The sequence below is a fragment of the Pedobacter sp. 01N310 genome, from assembly GCF_056399805.1.
Genome location: NZ_JBFTSB010000010.1, coordinates 89533 through 108362 on the forward strand (window position 1 = coordinate 89533; position 18830 = coordinate 108362).

At 38.5% G+C, this 18830-nt stretch carries 18 protein-coding genes; 11 read left to right on the top strand and 7 right to left on the bottom strand.

Going from position 1 to position 18830, the window contains the following annotated elements; translation table 11 throughout:
• Positions 1 to 141: 141 nt before the first annotated feature.
• From pdhA to AC1DNH_RS18915, 4 genes are all read left to right on the top strand, one after another.
• Positions 142 to 1137 (top strand): pyruvate dehydrogenase (acetyl-transferring) E1 component subunit alpha, encoded by a 996-nt coding sequence (gene pdhA / locus AC1DNH_RS18900; RefSeq protein ID WP_029274973.1) that lies wholly within the window; start codon positions 142 to 144, stop codon positions 1135 to 1137.
• Between the two features lie 30 nt (positions 1138 to 1167).
• The gene (locus AC1DNH_RS18905) at positions 1168 to 2820 is read left to right on the top strand and encodes a 2-oxo acid dehydrogenase subunit E2 (protein WP_477578844.1); all 1653 of its coding nucleotides are present in this window, start codon (positions 1168 to 1170) and stop codon (positions 2818 to 2820) included.
• Positions 2821 to 2965: 145 nt separating this feature from the next.
• Positions 2966 to 4744: a DUF885 domain-containing protein gene (locus AC1DNH_RS18910; RefSeq protein WP_477578846.1), complete on the top strand. Its 1779-nt coding sequence runs from the start codon at positions 2966 to 2968 to the stop codon at positions 4742 to 4744.
• A gap of 128 nt (positions 4745 to 4872) precedes the next feature.
• Complete coding sequence (locus AC1DNH_RS18915) at positions 4873 to 6033, top strand: DUF418 domain-containing protein (protein ID WP_477578848.1); 1161 nt, start codon at positions 4873 to 4875, stop codon at positions 6031 to 6033.
• A gap of 175 nt (positions 6034 to 6208) precedes the next feature.
• Here AC1DNH_RS18915 and AC1DNH_RS18920 read toward each other — a convergent pair whose 3' ends face one another.
• Positions 6209 to 6586: a GxxExxY protein gene (locus tag AC1DNH_RS18920; RefSeq protein WP_477607624.1), complete on the bottom strand. Its 378-nt coding sequence runs from the start codon at positions 6584 to 6586 to the stop codon at positions 6209 to 6211.
• 284 nt (positions 6587 to 6870) lie between these two features.
• Here AC1DNH_RS18920 and AC1DNH_RS18925 point away from each other — a divergent pair, with 284 nt between their 5' ends.
• The 5 genes from AC1DNH_RS18925 (at position 6871) to AC1DNH_RS18945 (ending at position 10797) form a co-directional block, all read left to right on the top strand.
• On the top strand, positions 6871 to 7422 hold the full coding sequence (locus AC1DNH_RS18925) for a cupin domain-containing protein (protein ID WP_477578852.1): 552 nt from the start codon (positions 6871 to 6873) through the stop codon (positions 7420 to 7422).
• Between the two features lie 68 nt (positions 7423 to 7490).
• Positions 7491 to 8723 (top strand): serine hydrolase domain-containing protein, encoded by a 1233-nt coding sequence (locus AC1DNH_RS18930; protein WP_131029486.1) that lies wholly within the window; start codon positions 7491 to 7493, stop codon positions 8721 to 8723.
• A gap of 5 nt (positions 8724 to 8728) precedes the next feature.
• Complete coding sequence (locus AC1DNH_RS18935) at positions 8729 to 9712, top strand: hypothetical protein (protein ID WP_477578854.1); 984 nt, start codon at positions 8729 to 8731, stop codon at positions 9710 to 9712.
• 23 nt (positions 9713 to 9735) lie between these two features.
• Positions 9736 to 10041: a YbaB/EbfC family nucleoid-associated protein gene (locus AC1DNH_RS18940; protein ID WP_057930731.1), complete on the top strand. Its 306-nt coding sequence runs from the start codon at positions 9736 to 9738 to the stop codon at positions 10039 to 10041.
• Positions 10042 to 10119: 78 nt separating this feature from the next.
• On the top strand, positions 10120 to 10797 hold the full coding sequence (locus AC1DNH_RS18945) for a metal-dependent hydrolase (RefSeq protein ID WP_477578856.1): 678 nt from the start codon (positions 10120 to 10122) through the stop codon (positions 10795 to 10797).
• A gap of 276 nt (positions 10798 to 11073) precedes the next feature.
• Here AC1DNH_RS18945 and AC1DNH_RS18950 read toward each other — a convergent pair whose 3' ends face one another.
• The 3 genes from AC1DNH_RS18950 to polA all read right to left on the bottom strand — a co-directional run bounded on the left by AC1DNH_RS18950 (position 11074) and on the right by polA (position 15416).
• The gene (locus tag AC1DNH_RS18950; protein WP_029274964.1) at positions 11074 to 11415 is read right to left on the bottom strand and encodes a hypothetical protein; all 342 of its coding nucleotides are present in this window, start codon (positions 11413 to 11415) and stop codon (positions 11074 to 11076) included.
• A 329-nt stretch (positions 11416 to 11744) separates the two neighbouring features.
• Positions 11745 to 12605 carry an energy transducer TonB gene (locus AC1DNH_RS18955; RefSeq protein ID WP_477607628.1) on the bottom strand — a complete coding sequence of 287 codons (861 nt, stop codon included), beginning with the start codon at positions 12603 to 12605 and terminating at the stop codon, positions 11745 to 11747.
• 3 nt (positions 12606 to 12608) lie between these two features.
• Positions 12609 to 15416: a DNA polymerase I gene (gene polA / locus AC1DNH_RS18960; RefSeq protein WP_477607630.1), complete on the bottom strand. Its 2808-nt coding sequence runs from the start codon at positions 15414 to 15416 to the stop codon at positions 12609 to 12611.
• A gap of 156 nt (positions 15417 to 15572) precedes the next feature.
• Between polA and AC1DNH_RS18965 the strand changes: the two genes are divergently transcribed.
• Both AC1DNH_RS18965 and AC1DNH_RS18970 read left to right on the top strand, forming a co-directional pair.
• Positions 15573 to 16343 carry a hypothetical protein gene (locus AC1DNH_RS18965; protein ID WP_477607632.1) on the top strand — a complete coding sequence of 257 codons (771 nt, stop codon included), beginning with the start codon at positions 15573 to 15575 and terminating at the stop codon, positions 16341 to 16343.
• Positions 16344 to 16390: 47 nt separating this feature from the next.
• A complete protein-coding gene (locus AC1DNH_RS18970) occupies positions 16391 to 17071 on the top strand; it encodes a hypothetical protein (protein WP_477607634.1) in 681 nt (226 codons plus the stop codon).
• A 39-nt stretch (positions 17072 to 17110) separates the two neighbouring features.
• Here AC1DNH_RS18970 and AC1DNH_RS18975 read toward each other — a convergent pair whose 3' ends face one another.
• The 3 genes from AC1DNH_RS18975 to AC1DNH_RS18985 form a co-directional block, all read right to left on the bottom strand.
• Positions 17111 to 17653, bottom strand: a complete 543-nt coding sequence (locus tag AC1DNH_RS18975; RefSeq protein WP_477607636.1) for a GNAT family N-acetyltransferase — start codon at positions 17651 to 17653, stop codon at positions 17111 to 17113.
• The gene (locus AC1DNH_RS18980) at positions 17653 to 18216 is read right to left on the bottom strand and encodes a DNA-3-methyladenine glycosylase I (RefSeq protein ID WP_477579048.1); all 564 of its coding nucleotides are present in this window, start codon (positions 18214 to 18216) and stop codon (positions 17653 to 17655) included. The genes AC1DNH_RS18975 and AC1DNH_RS18980 overlap by 1 nt, the downstream gene beginning before the upstream one ends.
• A 232-nt stretch (positions 18217 to 18448) precedes the next feature.
• On the bottom strand, positions 18449 to 18802 hold the full coding sequence (locus AC1DNH_RS18985; RefSeq protein WP_029274957.1) for a carboxymuconolactone decarboxylase family protein: 354 nt from the start codon (positions 18800 to 18802) through the stop codon (positions 18449 to 18451).
• Positions 18803 to 18830: the final 28 nt, after the last annotated feature.

An 18830-nucleotide genomic window follows, 5' to 3' on the forward strand; every position in this document is an offset into this window, starting at 1 on the left:
GCGGCCAGGGTTTATATTTAATTGTAAAACAACTGTTAAATCTGATTACAACCCTAATACTATGATGTTTTTACACTAAAAAGTGCCAAAAATTACAATAAAAAAATTAGATTTGCTGTCGCAAAAAACAAATACCCTAAAATGAGTGCAGTAGAAATAAATAAAGATACCTGGTTAAAGTGGTTTGAGTCGATGTTGCTTATGCGCAAATTCGAAGAAAAAACTGGCCAGTTATACGGACAACAAAAAATACGTGGCTTTTGTCATTTATACATTGGACAAGAAGCTGTAGTTGCAGGTGCAATATCTGCAATGCAAAAAGGTGATTCAATGATTACAACATACCGTGATCATGCTCATGCCTTAGCTTTAGGAGTTAGTGCTGATAGTATTATGGCAGAAATGTACGGTAAAGCTACAGGTTGCTCTAAAGGTAAAGGTGGTTCAATGCACATGTTCAGTAAAGAGCATAACTTCTACGGTGGTCATGCAATTGTTGGCGGTCAGATTCCATTAGGTGCTGGCGTTGCTTTTGCAGAAAAATACAAAGGAACTGACAATGTTAACATTTGTTATATGGGCGATGGTGCTGTGCGCCAGGGTGCATTAAACGAAACTTTTAACATGGCCATGCTTTGGAAATTGCCTGTTATTTTTGTTTGCGAAAACAACGGTTATGCAATGGGTACCTCAGTACAACGTACCACTAACATGACCGATATTTATAAAATAGGTTTAGGTTTTGATATGCCATGTGCGCCAGTTGATGGTATGGATCCGGTTGCTGTTCACAATGCAATGGACGAAGCGATCCAACGTGCACGTAAAGGTGAAGGACCTACTTTCTTAGAAATGAGAACTTACCGTTACCGTGGTCACTCGATGTCAGATCCGGCAAAATACCGTACCAAAGAAGAATTAGAAGATTATAAAGCAAAAGATCCAGTTGAGCATGCAAGAGAAACGATTCTTAAAGAAAAGTATGCAGACCAAGCCTGGATTGAAGAAGTGGAAGCTAAAGTAAAGGCAATTGTAGATCAGGCAGTAAAATTTGCTGAAGAATCTCCTTGGCCTGATGCATCAGAATTATACAAAGATGTATATATGCAACAGGACTACCCTTACGTAATGGACTAATATTAATAAGATTTCAATTAATTAGATATAATGGCTGATGTAATTAAAATGCCCAAAATGAGCGACACCATGACCGAAGGGGTTTTGGCGAAGTGGCATAAAAAAGTGGGCGATAAAGTGAAAAGCGGCGATGTTTTGGCAGAAGTAGAAACTGACAAAGCAACAATGGATATGGAATCTTATTGGGATGGAACTCTTTTATACGTAGGTGTAGAAGAAGGAACAGCTGTTCCCGTTGATGCAATCATGGCCGTTATTGGTAAAGAAGGCGAAGATTATAAAGCAGCATTAGAAGCTGAAAAAGGCGCAGAAGCTCCAAAAGCTGAAGAGAAAAAAGAAGAAGCTGCACCAGCTCAGGGTGGTGGCTTAAGCGAAGAAGAATTAGCAGCAAAAGGTGTTACGGTTATCCGCATGCCTTTATTAAGCGATACCATGACTGAAGGTGTTATTGCTGAATGGCATAAAAAAGTTGGCGATAAAGTAAAAGATGATGATGTTCTTGCTGATGTAGAAACCGATAAGGCAACTATGGAAGTAATGGGCTATGCAACCGGAACTTTATTACACATTGGTGTAGAGAAAGGCGCTGCTGCAAAAGTGAACGGAATTATCGCTATCGTTGGTCCTGAAGGAACTGATGTGAGTGGAATTTTAGCGGGCGGCTCAGCTCCGGCTCCAAAAGCCGAAAGTGCTGAAGCACCTAAAGAAGAAAAATCTGCAAATGTTGCAGAAATTGAAACACCAAGAACCTCATCATGTGGTACAACTGCAGACAACGCCGATAGCCGCGTTAAAGCATCTCCTTTAGCTAAGAAAATTGCTAAAGATAAAGGGATCGATTTAGCACAGGTTGCAGGTAGTGCAGAAGGTGGACGTATCATTAAAAAAGATATCGAAAACTTTAAACCAAGTGCAGCGCCAGCAAAATCAGAATCTGCATCAGCTCCGGCTGCAGAGAAAGCTGCTGCACCAGCACCAGTTATTCCTCAATTTGTTGGTGAAGTTAAATTTACTGAAGCTCCGGTTTCGCAGATGCGAAAAGTAATTGCAAAACGTTTAGCAGAAAGTTTATTTACTGCTCCACACTTCTACTTAACCATCAGCATTGATATGGACAATGCAATGGCTGCACGTACGGCAATCAACGCTGTTGCTCCTGTTAAGGTTTCTTTCAATGATATCGTAATTAAAGCGGTTGCTGTTGCATTGAAAAAACACCCTGCTGTTAACTCATCATGGGGTGGCGATAAAATCAGATTTAACGAACATACCAACATTGGTGTAGCTATGGCTGTTGAAGATGGTTTATTGGTACCAGTAGTGCGTTTTGCTGATGGCAAATCTTTATCACACATCTCTGCAGAAGTAAAAGATTTTGGCGGTAAAGCAAAAGCTAAAAAATTACAACCAGCAGATTGGGAAGGTTCTACTTTCACCGTATCTAACTTAGGTATGTTTGGGATTGATGAGTTTACTTCAATCATCAACTCTCCTGATGGTGCAATTTTATCAGTAGGTGCTATACAACAGGTTCCTGTTGTTAAAAACGGCGCTGTTGTTCCTGGTAACGTAATGAAATTGACTTTAGGTTGCGATCACCGTGTGGTTGATGGTGCAACCGGAGCACAGTTCTTACAAACATTAAAAGGTTTATTAGAAGAGCCAATCAGGTTATTAGCTTAATCAGCTAGCAATTCACAGTTTTCAGTTAATACTGATCATATACTAAAGCCATCCTTAAAAAGGGATGGCTTTTTTGCGTTAAGGAGAGCCGCTCGTAAATGGCTAATAATTTGCTATTTTTGATTAGAACCTTAACCCAAAATAAATGAAAAAGATATTTCTTTTTGCTGCCTGTATTACGGCTTTTACCGCCTGTAAACAAAAAAGCAGTTCAGACAATACCACCGAAAACAAAGCTTTTGCAGCATTGTGCGAACAATACTACCAGGAAGGATTAAAACTGAACCCCATTAACGCCACCTATATCGGCGACGAGCGTTATAACGACCTTTTAGCCAACGATGGGTCGCAAGCCTATATAAAAGAATTTAAAAGCTATAACGAGCGTTATTTAGATAGCCTGGGCAAATACGATAGAGAAAGCCTAAGTGCAAACGACAAATTATCTTTCGATTATTTAAAAGATCAGTTGGAGATCAATATCGAAGGGCTTAAATATCACTTCGAATACCTACCGTTTAACCAGATGTTTGCTTTGCCTTTAACCATTGGTCAGTTCGGTGCTGGCACGGGTATTCAGCCTTTTAAAACGGTAAAAAATTATGAAGATTGGTTAAAACGTATTGATGCATTTTCGATATGGGCCGATACTGCCATTGGCAATTTTAAAAAAGGTGCTGCCGCCGGTATTGTATTGCCGAAAGCATTGGTGATTAAAATGATTCCTCAAATGCAGAGCATGGTTGTAGCTACACCCGAAGAAAGTTTATTTTATGGGCCGATCAAATTAATGCCTGCAAGTTTTTCTGCGGCAGATAAACAAAAATTAACAGAAGCTTACCGCAATTCGATCACTAAAGTAATTATCCCTACCTATAAAAAACTGGGCGATTACCTGCAGAACGAATATCTACCAAAAACAAGAACTACTTCAGGCTATTCTGCCATGCCAGGTGGTTTGGCCTGGTACACTTATCTGGTTAAACAACAAACTACCACCAATAAAACGCCCGAGGAGATCTATCAAACTGGCTTAAAAGAAGTTGCCAGGATTAAAGGCCAAATGGATAGCATCAAAAACTTAGTTGGATTTAAGGGCGATTTGAAGGCTTTTTTCGAATATATGAAAACAGACAAAAAATTCATGCCTTATAAAACACCAAAAGAAGTTTTAGCCGCTTTTGAAAACATCCACCAGCGCATGAAACCCAATCTGAAAAAGATGTTTGATGTTGAACCTAAAACACCTTTCGAAATCCGCCAAACGGAAGCTTTCAGAGCAGCATCGGCCAGTGCAGAGTATAATCCAGGTTCAGCTGACGGGTCTCGCCCAGGGATTTTTTATGTGCCAATTTTAGACGCTAAAACATTTAACACCACTTCGGGCATGGAATCTCTTTTTCTTCACGAGGCAATTCCAGGTCACCATTATCAGATTTCTTTAACGCAAGAAAATAAATCACTTCCTAATTTCCGCCGTTTTGGCGGACATAATGCTTATGTAGAGGGTTGGGCATTATATTGTGAATCATTAGGTAAAGAACTAGGCCTATACCAAGATCCTTACCAGCATATGGGCGCTTTGGGCGATGAAATGCATAGGGCAATCCGTTTAGTGGTTGATGTGGCCATCCATACCAAAAACATGAGCAGAGAAGAAGCCATAAAATACATGACAGACAATGAAGCCATCAGCACTGAAGGTGCAACAGCAGAAATTGAACGTTACATGGGCATACCTGCACAAGCTTTAGGCTATAAAACAGGTGCAATGAAAATAAGAGAGTTGAGAACTAAATATGAAAAAGAATTAGGCCCGAAATTTAAACTGGCAGCTTTTCATACTGCGGTTTTAAAAGATGGATCGTTCCCCTTATCTGTTTTTGAAGCGAAGATGGATACATGGGCAGAAAGCCAGAAGTAAAATTGAGGGGATACCAGTAGTGTATCCCCCTTTTTGTCATCATCATCATCATTCTTTATAATAAGCACCATTAAATTCTAATAAAATATTCTATCGTGCCTTTAAGCAAGATAATTAATTTCTACTGTATGAATACCCTATCAAGCCAACCTATCCAACTCAATCAGCGCACGATGATTATTGATATACTTAGAGGCTGGGCGCTTTTAGGTGTTGTTTTGATGAATTATTATGATTTTTTTGTACTGGATAAAGACTCTGTTCTCTTCAAGCCAGATGGTTTAACCGACGGCTTGATGTATTTCTCAAAGACAGTTTTTGCAGCCAAATCGTGGACAATGTTGAGTTTGCTTTTTGGCTACGGTTTTGCTGTTCTAATGAACAACATAGGCAATAAGGGGCAGAATCCTTATACTTTTTTTGCAGGTCGCATGTTCTGGCTGCTGGTGCTCGCATTAATTAACAGTGCATTGTTTTTTGGCGATATTCTAAAAGATTATGCCATTTTAGGGCTGTTACTGCTATTCTTCTATCGAAGCTCGGCCAAAACCACTTTTGCGGTAAGCTTGGTGCTCTTGTTGATTATTCCGGCATTAAGTGCTTTTGTCAACTCGCTGCACGACACTGGCCGCGAGGATATCACAAAACTGTTTTACCTCTACAGGAGCAATCACCTGGTAGATGTACTGTACTTCGGACTAAAAGGCACCTATGTTGCCCAAATGATCAGTAAGCCGTACTTATATACCGTACATGTTGTAATGTTCTGTTGTTTTTTATGGGGTTTTAGCCTGTACAAGATCAATTTCTTTAATGCATTGCCAACCAAAATAAAGCTGGTAAAAAAAATGTTTTGGATTTCATTGGGTGTTACCCTAATGCTTTCTGCCTATTTTCCTATTATCGATAAATTAAAGTGGAACGTTAAGGATTATTATAACATACGTTATTGGCTAATTTTAAGCACCATGTTATTTATTTCCAGCGCCATTTGCTGGCTGTATATTTCAGGTAAATGCAAAACCTTTTTGGGTAATTTGGCAGTTATGGGCAAAATGACCCTGACCAATTATATGGTACAAAACCTGATCGGCCTGCTTATTTTTTCTGGCTTTGGTCTTGGTATCTGGACATCAATGCCAATAGGCTTTTATTTAATATTGGCGATTATTATTTACACGCTGCAGGTTTACTTTAGCAAATGGTGGCTTTCGAGGTATAATTATGGCCCCATCGAATGGATCTGGCGCCAGTTAAGCTATGGAAAAAGATTACCGCTTAAAAGTTAGCTGGGAAGTCTCTTATCTCTGGTACTGAATATCAACAACTTTAATCTGCGCGAATCTTCTTAAATCTGTGGGACAAAACCCAAATAGCAAATTGTTTCCCGCAGATATCGCAAAGTGCACAGATAAAAATAGTTGAAATCTGCATTAATCTTCTTAAATCTATAGAAAACATTTATTAAAGGCCATTCACTTTTCTCCAGATTGATTGTGATATGTTTGAAGAATTAAAATTAACAAGCATTCCAAGTCGTAAGCCAGAAAGTTTCAGGTAAGTAAGTACCTGCTTATGGTGAACAGGCGCAAGTGTTTCTACTGATTTTACTTCGATAATGACCAGATCGTTTATTAATAAATCTATCCGATAGCCGGCATCAAGAGTTATACCTTCAAAGACAACTGGTAATTTTACCTGTTGCTTAACATCTAAGCCGTTTTCGGTTAAAACATAAGCCAGTACCGTTTCGTAAACAGATTCTAACAAACCAGGGCCTAACGCATTGTAAACTGTAAATATTGCACCCCTAATCTGGTAGGAGATATCATTCTCATCCATAGTATAAAAATTTAATGGCTATTCTTAAATCAGGATGATTAACTAAAAATATTATAATCTCTGTAATTATCAAAATTCTAAGAAAAAGAAAGCGACTCTGCGTCGATCTTCTTAAATCTGTGGGAGAAAACCCAAATGCAAATTTTCCCGCAGATATCGCAACCGACGCAGATAGATAAAAGAACCACAATCTGCGGTAATCTCCTTGGATCTGCGGGAGAAAAAATCGCGATCTCTAAACCCTTTGCCCATTACTTTGTTAACTATTAAAACACCCGCAAATCATGGACAAAGAAAAATTGATACAAGAAGCTTATTTAGTTGCACATAAAATAGAGGAGAATGGCAATTTCCCGAACAATCCTACTTTACCGTTAATGATTTACAAAGGTACATTTAGGTTGCACCCTGATGATACAGAAGAAGTAATCAAGAAAGTTTTCGCACAGAACGGTTATACCAATACCTGGGTTGATGGTATTTTTGATTACCACCACTACCACAGCAATACGCACGAAGTAATGGGTGTATTTTGTGGCAAGGCCGATGTACAGTTTGGAGGTGAACATGGTGTTTGTATAGAACTGGATAAAGGCGATGTAATTATTATCCCTGCGGGTGTGGCACATAAAAAACTGAACTCAACCGACGACTTCACTGTTGTTGGTGCATACCCGAATGGCTCAGATTACGATATTAAATATGGCAAAGCCGAAGAACGGCCTGAAGCAGATGAAACCATAGCCAAAGTGAAAAATCCAGACAGCGACCCCGTTTATGGAAGTAAAGGTCACTTATTTGAATGCTGGTACAATCAAAATTGCGAAAATGTGTAAAACTCTTTCGTTTTAACCGTCTAAAATTCTTTAATTTTCGGGTTTTAAATACACTATCCCTAATATAAATGAATTTTCGATATATATGTTCAGCATTAGCCCTCTCTGTAACTTTACTAACCGCATGTTCAAGCAAAAAATCTGAAGAGAAAAAGGCCGCTGAAAAAAAAATCCGCACCAAAGACGACGACAAAGCAGATAGCCTTCTATTGGTTTATAATCCGCAAAAAGGTGATAAATGGATTGCTGATTTTGTAGATAACCTACACCGGAAATTCAATTTCAACGGAAATATGCTGGTAGCCAAAGATGGAAAAATTCTTTACGAAAAAGCCGTTGGATGGGCCGATTACCTGCATCGCGATAGCTTAACCATCAACTCAGAATTTGAGCTGGCTTCAATTACCAAAACCTTTACCGGTACAGCCATTATGCAATTGGTAGAAGCCGGAAAACTTTCGTTAAACGATAATGTAAAAAAATTCTATCCTAATTTCCCATACGAGGGCATAACGGTGAAATTATTGCTTTCTCACCGCAGCGGCATGATGAACTATGTGTACTTTATAGATGATATCTGGCGTAAGGAAAAACGAAACATGAAAAAAGGCGTAACCAATCAGGAAGTAATGAATGTTATTGCTGAGCGGAAACCAAACCCATACACTAAACCAGATAACCGCTTTCACTATAACAACTCGAACTTTATGGTTTTGGGTGCCATTATAGAAAAGGTTACCGGACAACGTTACTCGCAGTACATGATGGAGCATGTGTTTAAACCAGCTGGATTAAAGCACACGCATGTATATAGCACCACTGAGTATGAAAAAATTCCGGTTGATGTGGTTGGTCACGACCGCAATAGTTTCAGATATTCTGTTGCGCAGAATTTTCTAGACGGTCCTGTTGGAGATAAAGGCATTTATAGCACGGTCCACGATTTGGTATTATTTGATAAATACTTGAAAAACGGAAGATTACTGACCAAAAAGAGTCTCGATTCGGCGTATGTAGGTCGCAATAAACCTATAAACGGCCATTTTAACTATGGCTATGGCTGGAGAATATTCGATGGCGAGAAGATGGACAAAGTAGTTTATCATACGGGTTGGTGGCATGGTTTCCGTCATATTTATGTGCGAGATTTAGACAAAAATATTGTAATCATATTTTTAGGTAACCTTACTAATGGAAGTTTGATGCATCTTGATGAGCTGTACAAACATTTCAATATGCCGGTTATCCGTAAAGGGGCTTACCACGGCAACGGAAGCTTGCCGGGTTCTGACGAAGATTAATTTTTATGGCAAAAACTAAATGGATTATTGAGTCAAGCATGTTGATCATCTATCCGAAAAGAAATTTAAGGATAGTTGGACTTATATTTTTTGTATTAATTGCGGCCTTTATTTTCTTTTTATCGAGATCGGTACAGGGCTATTCTGCTGGTGTCACTCTTGGATATTATGGCTGCCTGTTATTAATTCCGTTACTACTGATTTTTATTGCTGAAACAAAAGTAATTTTTGATGGCAACAGCAGGGTTCTATATAAGAAGATCGGTTTTTTGCCAACAGGTTCAATCCCCTTTGATGATATTGCTTCGGTACAGGCTTATGAAATCATGGGTAGTGGATATAATTATAGGCTGTTTAAAAAAAGCAACCGGCATGGCAAGGGTATAATCGTCTCCAGCGGTTATAACAAAGCTACCAATCCGAATCTGATTCAATTTCAACAGGAAGTTCTTCCAAAAATCGATGAACTTGTTTTTGCAAATGCACCGGTAATTCCTAAACAAACTATTTACGACTTTCAGTTTTTTAAAGAAGAGGGTGGCGTGTACCTATTGCGCGATAATAAGATAGGCAGCTTAATCATGGGATTGATTTTGATAGGAGTTACCGTTGCGATATTGCTTAACCCAGATTTTTTAACAAACGAAGGTTTTTTTCAAAAAATATTACTCACCTATTTTCCGGCGGTTATTGGCTTAGCGCTTCTTTTTGCAGCAACCTCCAACATCCGTTTTGATAAAAGCCAGAGGAAAATTATCCGTTCCACTTTTGCCGGCCGCGTATTAAAAGAATATCCATTTGATGACCTGGTCCGTTTTCATATTATCCGTAAAACAACCAATCTTATTTATTCGGGCACCGAAGTTAGGGCAGAGATTTTATTGCCTACCAAAAACAAAACAACCACTTTAATCCTTAAAAGCTTTACAGGCACTAAAAAGATTGAGCGCTTTCTTGATGAAGCCAATACGATTTTAGGCCGGATTTAGTTTGATTCTAAAACAAAACGATTATGTTCGATAAATTATTTGCGGCTCAACAAAAAGCCGAGGAAATTAAAAAACGCCTTGATACGATCTCAGTATTTGGCGAAGTTGAAAATGGTGCCATAAAAATCACCGCTACAGCAAACAAGGCCATCACCGGAATTTCCATTGATGAGGAGTTTTTGAAAAATGCCGATAAGGAAGAATTAGAAGAACTTTTGTTAACGGCTATTAATAAGGCTATGGCAAGCGCCGAACAGGTAAGTGCCGCCGAAATGCAGGCATCAGCACAAGATATGCTTGGAGGCTTAGGCGGTATGTTTGGGCAATAAAACCATTAGTTAACTTAACTGTTTATCCTAAGAAGAATCGATCTTGCTACTCGAGACTCAAATCTTGATACTATTATTATGAAATATACCTATTACGGCCAATCTTGCTTCCTGTTAGAGGCAGCCGGTAAAAAACTACTATTCGATCCGTTTATATCGCACAATCCATTAGCTAAACATATAGATATTAAAGCCATTGAGGCCGATTATATCCTGGTTAGTCATGGCCATGGCGATCATGTGGCCGATCTGGTAGAACTAGCCAAGCAAACCCAAGCTACAGTTATTGCCATGCCAGAAGTAGTAGATTGGGCAAGTAAACAAGGTGTAGAAAAAGTACATGGAATGAATTTTGGCAAATTTACGTTTGATTGGGGAACTGTACGCATGGTGCCTGCAACCCACTCATCGGGTTTGCCAGATGGAAGTTACGGAGGTAATCCTGCAGGCTTTGTACTTGAAGTGGATGGCAAACAGATTTACTTTGCAGGCGATACAGGTTTAACCATCGAGATGAAAGTTTTGGCTGATATTTACAACCTGGATTATGCCATTTTACCTATCGGCGGAAATTATACCATGGATGTTGATGATGCTTTGGTTGCGACTAAATATTTCGACTGTGATCATGTAATCGGTGTACACTACAATACCTTTCCGGTAATCGAAATTGATACTCAGGCTGCGTTAGATAAATTTAAACGCGAAAATAAAACACTATTGTTGCCAGAAATTGGTGAGACGATAAACTTATAGTCTCGTGCGGATTACAAATCCACCGTTTGAACGGTTGTGATTGCAAATCACGACCAACGAAAACCGTCATTTCGAGCGGAGTGCAACGTAGTCGAGAACCACATAGTGCTCAGCGAAGCTAAATCTGTCTAGATAGATCTCTCCGTTCCGCTGCGCTTCAGTCGAGATGACGACATCTCTTTGAATGCACCTAATGTGTCTTTCGAACAGGTACCATTAAAACAAAAAAAGGGCCTCCGATTTTCATTGGAGACCCTTCAAATTATAAACCTGAACCTAATTCTTTTTAGCAGCAGCTTTATTTGCTTTGTAACGCATATCAGCTGTTCCGTCTTTTTTAGTTGGACCAGCAACTTTAGTTACCGCCTTTGCTTTATTTTCTTTAAAACGCATATCTGGCGTGCCATCTGCTTTTACTTTAGCAGCTGTAGTAGTTGTTTTAGTTTCTACTTTTTTAGCCTCTTGTTTTACACCTGCTTTTACTGGTGCAGTTGTAGTTTTTACTTCTTTTTTAACAACTGTTTTAGCTTTAGCTGCTGGAGCTGTTGCTGGTGTCTGAGCAAATGCTGTTGTTAAACCAAATGCTGCGATTGCGATTAAACTCAATAATTTTTTCATGTTTTTTAGATTTGTTTTTTAATTACCATAAAGCTTCTTCGTTTTCACTCAGAGGTTTCATAATCCTTAATTTTTGTTTACTCGTTATTTGTTGATATAAAATTGATTAATTGATATGAAGTTTTAATGAAGATAATAATTTTTAATAATTTATTAAACGGTTTGGTATTATTAAACTTTCACTTTCTTGAGAATAAAGCTATAACTTTTTTTGTTAGCGATATCCCTAACTTCCGATAGTTGTTCATTGCTGGGCACTAATTTTACATCTACTTTTTCTTTCCAAATAAACTCCGTTTAGGATGGTTCAGTTATCAAAAAAGAAATCATCAGTTAATTGTAAAGTTGATTGCAATTTTGGTTTGCATAGCCATAGGTTCACCAAACAAAGTACCTGGAAGCCATGGAGGTGATAATTTGAGCACCCTAATGGCTTCCTGACTTAGGCTATCGTGCGATGAGGAAAATATTTCGATGTTTGATAAACGGCCGTCGGTATTTACCGTTACGGAACAAACTACCCTGCCAGTTAGATCGGGGTCAGGAAAACGAAGGTTTTTAGCCAGGAATTTATAAAACCTCGGATAACCGCCCTTGAAAATTGGCTCGGTTAAAATGTTTTTCTTCACCGTTGGCCGATCGTTTTGATCAAAATACGCACTGTCTGTTAAATCGCCTGTTGTATTATAAAGCTCTTTGGCTGCCAGTTGTTGGTTGAGGTAAAAGAATTTCCATTCCCCGGTTTTTAGGCCCCGACTAAAACAACCTTGATCTTTTATATGCTCTTTATCATAATAAGATTTATATAAACCATCAAACTTATTGTTCAAGAAATGGATTTCTTGCGCCGTGTTGCCCAAAGAATCGTAAATGATCCATTTTCCTACTTTAGCATTCTTATCATAATGTCCGTGGATAAAGAGTTTGCCATTCAAAAACTCCTGATAGTTTCCATTATGTATCGTTAGCTGCTCATCGGCAAAGGTCTCTTTTTTAAGCAGAACAAAGTTTTTATCGGCGGTAGTTTTAACCCATGCGAGCGTATCTCTCTTGTTAATTTTATATACGCTTACACTTTCCTTTTTTGTGGAGCTACCTCCAAAATTATAGGTAACCAGTGTATCGCTTTTTTGCGCCATACATCCGAGTGCTATAAAGTAACTTACCATAAATAAGAAGATTGCTTTCATATTTTAATGTGCAGCCAGCCAATTATCTCCTTCACCAATTTCTACTACAATGGGTACCGTGAGTTTAATGGCATTGGCCATTTTATCTTGAATAATTGCCTTCATCGCTTCCTTTTCCGATCTCACCACATCAAACACCAACTCATCATGCACCTGCATGGTCATGGTTGACTGCATACCCTGCGCTTTCATTTCTTTATGGATATTGATCATCGCAATCTTGATCATATCGGCTGCAGAACCTTGAATGGGTGCATTAATGGCATTTCGTTCTGCAAAACCCCTTACGGTTTGGTTGGCAGAGTTAATATCTCTTAAATAACGTCTTCTGCCCATTATGGTTTCTACAAATCCGTTCTCGCGTGCGAAGTTCATGGTATCGCTCATGTAACGTTTAATCCCTGGGTATTGTGCAAAATATTGTTCTATAATTTCGGCAGCTTCCTTACGTGGAATACCTAAATTTTGCGATAAACCAAAAGCAGACTGACCATAAATAATTCCGAAGTTAACGGCTTTGGCATTTCTGCGCTGTGTTCCATCTACTTCTTCGATGCTTACGCCATACACCTTAGCTGCTGTTGCCGTGTGGATATCGATCCCTTTGTTAAAAGCATCGAGCATATTCTCTTCCTTACTGATTTCGGCAATAATGCGCAATTCTATCTGCGAATAATCGGCCGATAACAAAATGTGGTTTTCATCCCTTGCAATAAAGGCTTTGCGCACCTCCCTGCCACGCTCGGTACGGATCGGAATATTCTGTAAATTTGGGTTATTGGAGCTTAATCTTCCCGTTGCTGCAACGGCCTGATTGTAGGATGTATGCACTCTACCTGTTTTAGGGTTAACCATTAAAGGCAATGCATCAACATAGGTTGATTTGAGTTTTTGTAACTGGCGGAAGTCTAAAATATCCTGTACAATATCACTTTTGCTTGCTAAGGCCATTAAAACGTCTTCTCCTGTTTGGTACTGACCGGTTTTTGTTTTTTTTGCTTTCGGATCTAACTGAAGTTTATCAAATAAAACTTCTCCCAATTGCTTTGGCGAGGCAAGATTAAATTTAATTCCTGCTTTATCGTAAACATTCTGTTCGAACTTGATGATCTCAGTTTCGAGTTCTTTAGAATAAGCTTTTAAGGTTTCGATATCAATACGAACACCTTCTTTTTCTATATCTGCCAAAACATAAACCAACGGATTCTCAATTTCTTCGGCTAGCTTGGCTGCATTTAGTTGTTTTAATTTTGGTTCAAATATGTGCGCTAATTGTAATGTCACATCAGCATCTTCGGCCGCGTAATCTACCACATCTATTACAGGCACATCACGCATGGTGCCTTGGTTTTTGCCTTTTGCACCAATCAATTTGGTAATAGAGATCGGTGAATAACCAAGGTAGTTCTCTGATAAAACATCCATACCATGGCGGGTATCAGGGTCGATTAAATAGTGCGCAAGCATGGTATCAAAAAGTTTACCCTTCACCTGAACACCATACCATTTCAACACTAAAATATCGTATTTGGTATTCTGACCAATTTTTTCAATTTCTTCATTTTCCAATACGACTCTAAATTCGTCAACAATAACCTGAGCCTCTTCTCTCACTGCCGGAACCGGAATGTAATAACCTGTGCGTGGTTTTATGGAGAAAGATAAACCAACTAAATCGGCCATGTTTGCATCGGTACCCGTAGTTTCCGTGTCAAATGAGATCCGTTTTTCGGCAAGCAATAATTTAATTAGATCTGCACGTTGCTCAGCAGTATCAATCAGCTGATAATCGTGTTCAGTATTTTCTATGGTTTTAGCCGGAAGCTTTTCTGCTGGTTCCTCTTCAAGCGTATTGGTATATTGAATGGCTTCGCCTGCTTGGTTTCCGAATAAATCTGTCTGCGTACCTTCCTGAAAGCGTGCTGTAGTAACCGAAAATTCATCGCCAAATACCCTGCGACCTAAAGTCCTGAATTCTAATTCAGTAAATAGCGGTTCTAATAAATCGCGGCTCGGATCGCAGAGTTCCAAACTGGCTTCGTCTAATTCAACAGGAACATCCAATAAAATAGTAGCCAGTTTTTTTGAGATTAAACCTTGTTCTGCAAAATTCTCTACGTTTTCACGCTGTTTACCTTTTAGCTCATGGGAGTTTGCAATAATGTTCTCCATAGAGCCATATTGCTTGATCAATGCTTTTGCCGTTTTCTCTCCTATGCCTGGAATGCCCGGTATATTATCTACCGCATCGCCCCATAATCCTAAAATATCGATTACCTGTAATACATTTTCGATCTCCCATTTCGCTAATATTTCTTTTACACCCAAAATTTCCATATCGTTACCCATACGAGCAGGTTTGTAAATAAAAATATTTTCAGAAACCAATTGTGCAAAATCTTTATCAGGCGTCATACAATAAACCTGATAGCCTTTTTGCTCTGCTTTTTTGGCCAGTGTACCAATAATATCATCAGCCTCGTAACCATCAGAGGTAATCACTGGAATATTAAAACCCGTAATTAATTTAATCACATAAGGCATCGCCGCAGCCAGATCTTCCGGCATAGCCTGGCGGTGTGCTTTATACGCTTCGAAAGAAGTATGCCTTTCAGTCGGCGCCTCGGTATCGAAAACAACTGCAATGTGTGTTGGTTTTTCTTTCTTCAAAACATCTAACAAAGTATTGGTAAAGCCCATTACTGCCGATGTATTAATGCCTGTTGAGGTGAAACGAGGGTTTTTACTTAATGCAAAATGCGCCCTGTACATCAGCGCCATACCATCTAGGAGAAAGAGTTTTTTATTCATGTGATTACACCGATTAATGTTATACCGACAAACAGATTTATCGGATGATAAAAGTAACCAAAGTTAGTCATATCACTAAAATGCTTTGTCAACAAAAAAAAATAAATTATTTATTGAAATCTCTTACTTTAAGCATCATTTATAAAAAACGCTTTTATGAAAACTTTCTTTACCTTAATTTTTTGCATGACTGCCTGCTTAACCAAGGCTCAGCTTCCATCCGATACCTTGATTACCTATATCACTTTCGAAAACCTAAAAGGACCCAATGATGGTTATGGCGCGTCAATCGATCGGCCAATAGGCAGTGGTGCCTTTAAAAACATTTCCGATCGGGATAATTTAAGAGTAAGAATGGCCAAACTCGAAAATTCTTACCGCTGGCCTGATGGATCAAAAATCGACTTTACTAAAAGAAATAGTCAACATTCAAATACAGGTATTGTAGATCGTTATACTTTGATAAATCCAACTACAAAAGATACGCTATTTCTCTTTGTTGATCCTTATAAAACCGATTCTATATTTTATATTCCAAAGGGATTGATTGCTGTTAACAAAGAAGTTTTGGCAAAAGAAATTGCCGTACAGCTAAAATCAATCGAGGATATTAACGCTGCTAAAGATGCTTTTAGCAATGAACAGGAAACTATTAATAAGATTGCCAACTACATTGCCAGTAATATCGGACTGGTTAATTTTATTGATCGGGAAAGTCTGCGTAAAGTGATGACTGATACCCAAGCTGATCCAGAGCTAAAGAATTATTTGTTTAAGCTTTATATTTTGAATAAGTTTTATGCATTGGGCAAGAATATTGTCAATACAAAAGCTTATGCTTTAAATAAAATGAAAGAATCATTTATTAATTTTCAAAAAGAGCATCCTGATGTAGCGACAGGAAATATCAAAATTAATCTGAATTAGTATGTTTTGGAATTAAGTTCCGTTATTTGTGAAAAGCAATTGAGCATATGAAATTTCTATTATCTGTTTTTCTTTTCTTACTTACGCTAAATCAACTTTCAGCTCAGGATTTTATTGTTAAAAACAACGATGATGTCATCCGTGGAACGATAAAGGGCACCGATTATTTTTCGGTTTTTATTAGCGCCAATGATGAAACCGATGTGATTTTGCCTGCTAAGGATGTTAAGAACTTCTTCTGGAACGGTGATAGCTTTGTGAGCAAGGGTTTTGCAAATGGGCGCAATTTCGAATACCGTTTTGTTAAGGTAATCGAAATGGGAACGGTTAATCTTTATTCTTTTGGCGGAGGTACCTTGGTTCCTGCAGTAAAAGAGAAAAAAGTAAAATTCAGGCCATCAATTGGTATTGGAACAGGAACCGGTGGTTATGGTGGCATGGGTATGGGTGGAGGCATTAGCATCGGCAGTGGCCGTAATGCTGCACCAGAGAGACCAGCGGGTGCGCCTATTGTTCGTTACTTTATTGAAAAACCAGGTGCTGGTCCTTTACAGGAAGTACCTATGAAAGCAATAACCGAAGACACTAAAAAAACTGAAGTTAAAAATATTTTATTGCAAAAAATGGGCGACCAACCTGCTTTAAAAGCTAAAGTTGAAGCTGGGACAGATTTTAATAGCAGAGATGTAATAGAATGGGTTAAGGAGTATAACGCCACAAAGAAATAGAGCTAGGATTAAAAATAGATTTTAGGATTGCAAGATCTTTTAACTCATATCATCGCGCTTTAGCTTTATATAAATGGCTAAACTGATCAGCTTATCGTTTTTAATTTCACAGTTCTCCATTGTTTTCTGATAATCAAAATCAAGTTTTTGGAGTACCTTTTTGCTGTTTTCATTTTGAGTTTCAACCATAGCCTCGATTTTTATTAAGCCTAATTTCTCAAAGGCATAATTACAAATGGGATTTGCTACTTCTTTAATGATGCCTTTTCCCCAATGTTTGGGCAACAGCCAAAAACCGATTTCAGCACTTTGATCTGTTTTACTTAAATCATTAAATCCTATGGCACCTAAGAGACCAAGGTTTTCTTTATCACAGATTGCCCACCAGATACCTGTTTCATTTTTTTGAAGGTCATTGAACCAGATCAATTGCTCATTGGTTTCCTCTAGGCTTGCATAGCGCACACCATAATAGCGAATCACATCAGGATGGGATAATCCTTCAAAAATAAATGCTAGATCGTCAGAACAAAATTGCCTCAATAAAAATCTATCCGTGTGTATTGTAGCTGAAGCAAACATTACCTTGCGCAGCAGTTTAACAAATGGTCGTTAACCATGCCGGTTGCCTGCATATGTGCATAACAGATGGTGGTGCCGAAAAATTTGAAACCACGTTTCTTCATGTCTTTACTAATCTGATCGGAAAGTTGAGTTCTTGGCGGAACATCACTCATTTTTTCAATCTGATTTTGGATCGGTTTGCCACCTGGAACAAAAGCCCACATGTATTTAGAAAAACTGCCAAATTCTTTCTGGATTTCGATAAACAGTTTAGCGTTGGTAATGGCTCCGTTAACTTTTAAACGATTACGGATAATGCCTTCATCGTTCATTAAGCGCTCTATATCTTTTTCGGTAAAAGCGGCTACTTTGTTAACATCAAAATCGGCGAAGGCTTTACGGTAGTTTTCCCGTCTTCTGAGAATAGTAATCCAGCTTAAGCCAGCCTGCGCACCTTCGAGAATCAGGAATTCGAATAAAATTTTATCATCATAAACAGGCTTTCCCCATTCTTCATCGTGATATTTGATATAGAGCGGATCGTTTCCGGCCCAACTACAGCGTATTTTTGAGTCTTGCATAGTTTCACCTTTCGAAAAATTTAAATTAAATATTCTTTACAAACTGTTAAAATGGCGATCAATAAAATACGCTCGTCACCCTGACCTGTAGCGCAGCGGAAAGCTACACAGTAAACCGAGCCTTAAGCGAGCTCACCGTAGGTAATTTAGTTCAGGGTCTTTATCTTGAGATAATTTTCTCAAGCAGATGCTGAAACAAGTTCAGCATGACGATTCTTCTGTACAAAATGAGTTAAACTCCCGCCTCCAAACTCAATTCATCCCAATACTCCACCGCTCTCCTGTAATGTGGAATTACAATACTACCGCCCACGAGATTGGCGATCATGAAAATTTCGTTCATCTCATCATGATTTACACCTGCATCGAAACATTTTCCGAGGTGGTATTTAATGCAATCATCACAGCGCAAAACCATCGAGGCTACCAGGCCTAACATCTCTTTCGTTTTAACATCTAAGGCTCCATCAGCATAGGAGGTTGTATCGAGCGCAAAAAATCGTTTAATATTTGTATTCGCCGTCTCCATAATTCTATCGTTCATTTTTTCACGATAGCCATTAAATTCTTCTACAAGCTTTCCCATATTTTAAAATCTTTTTTAACTGTTATTT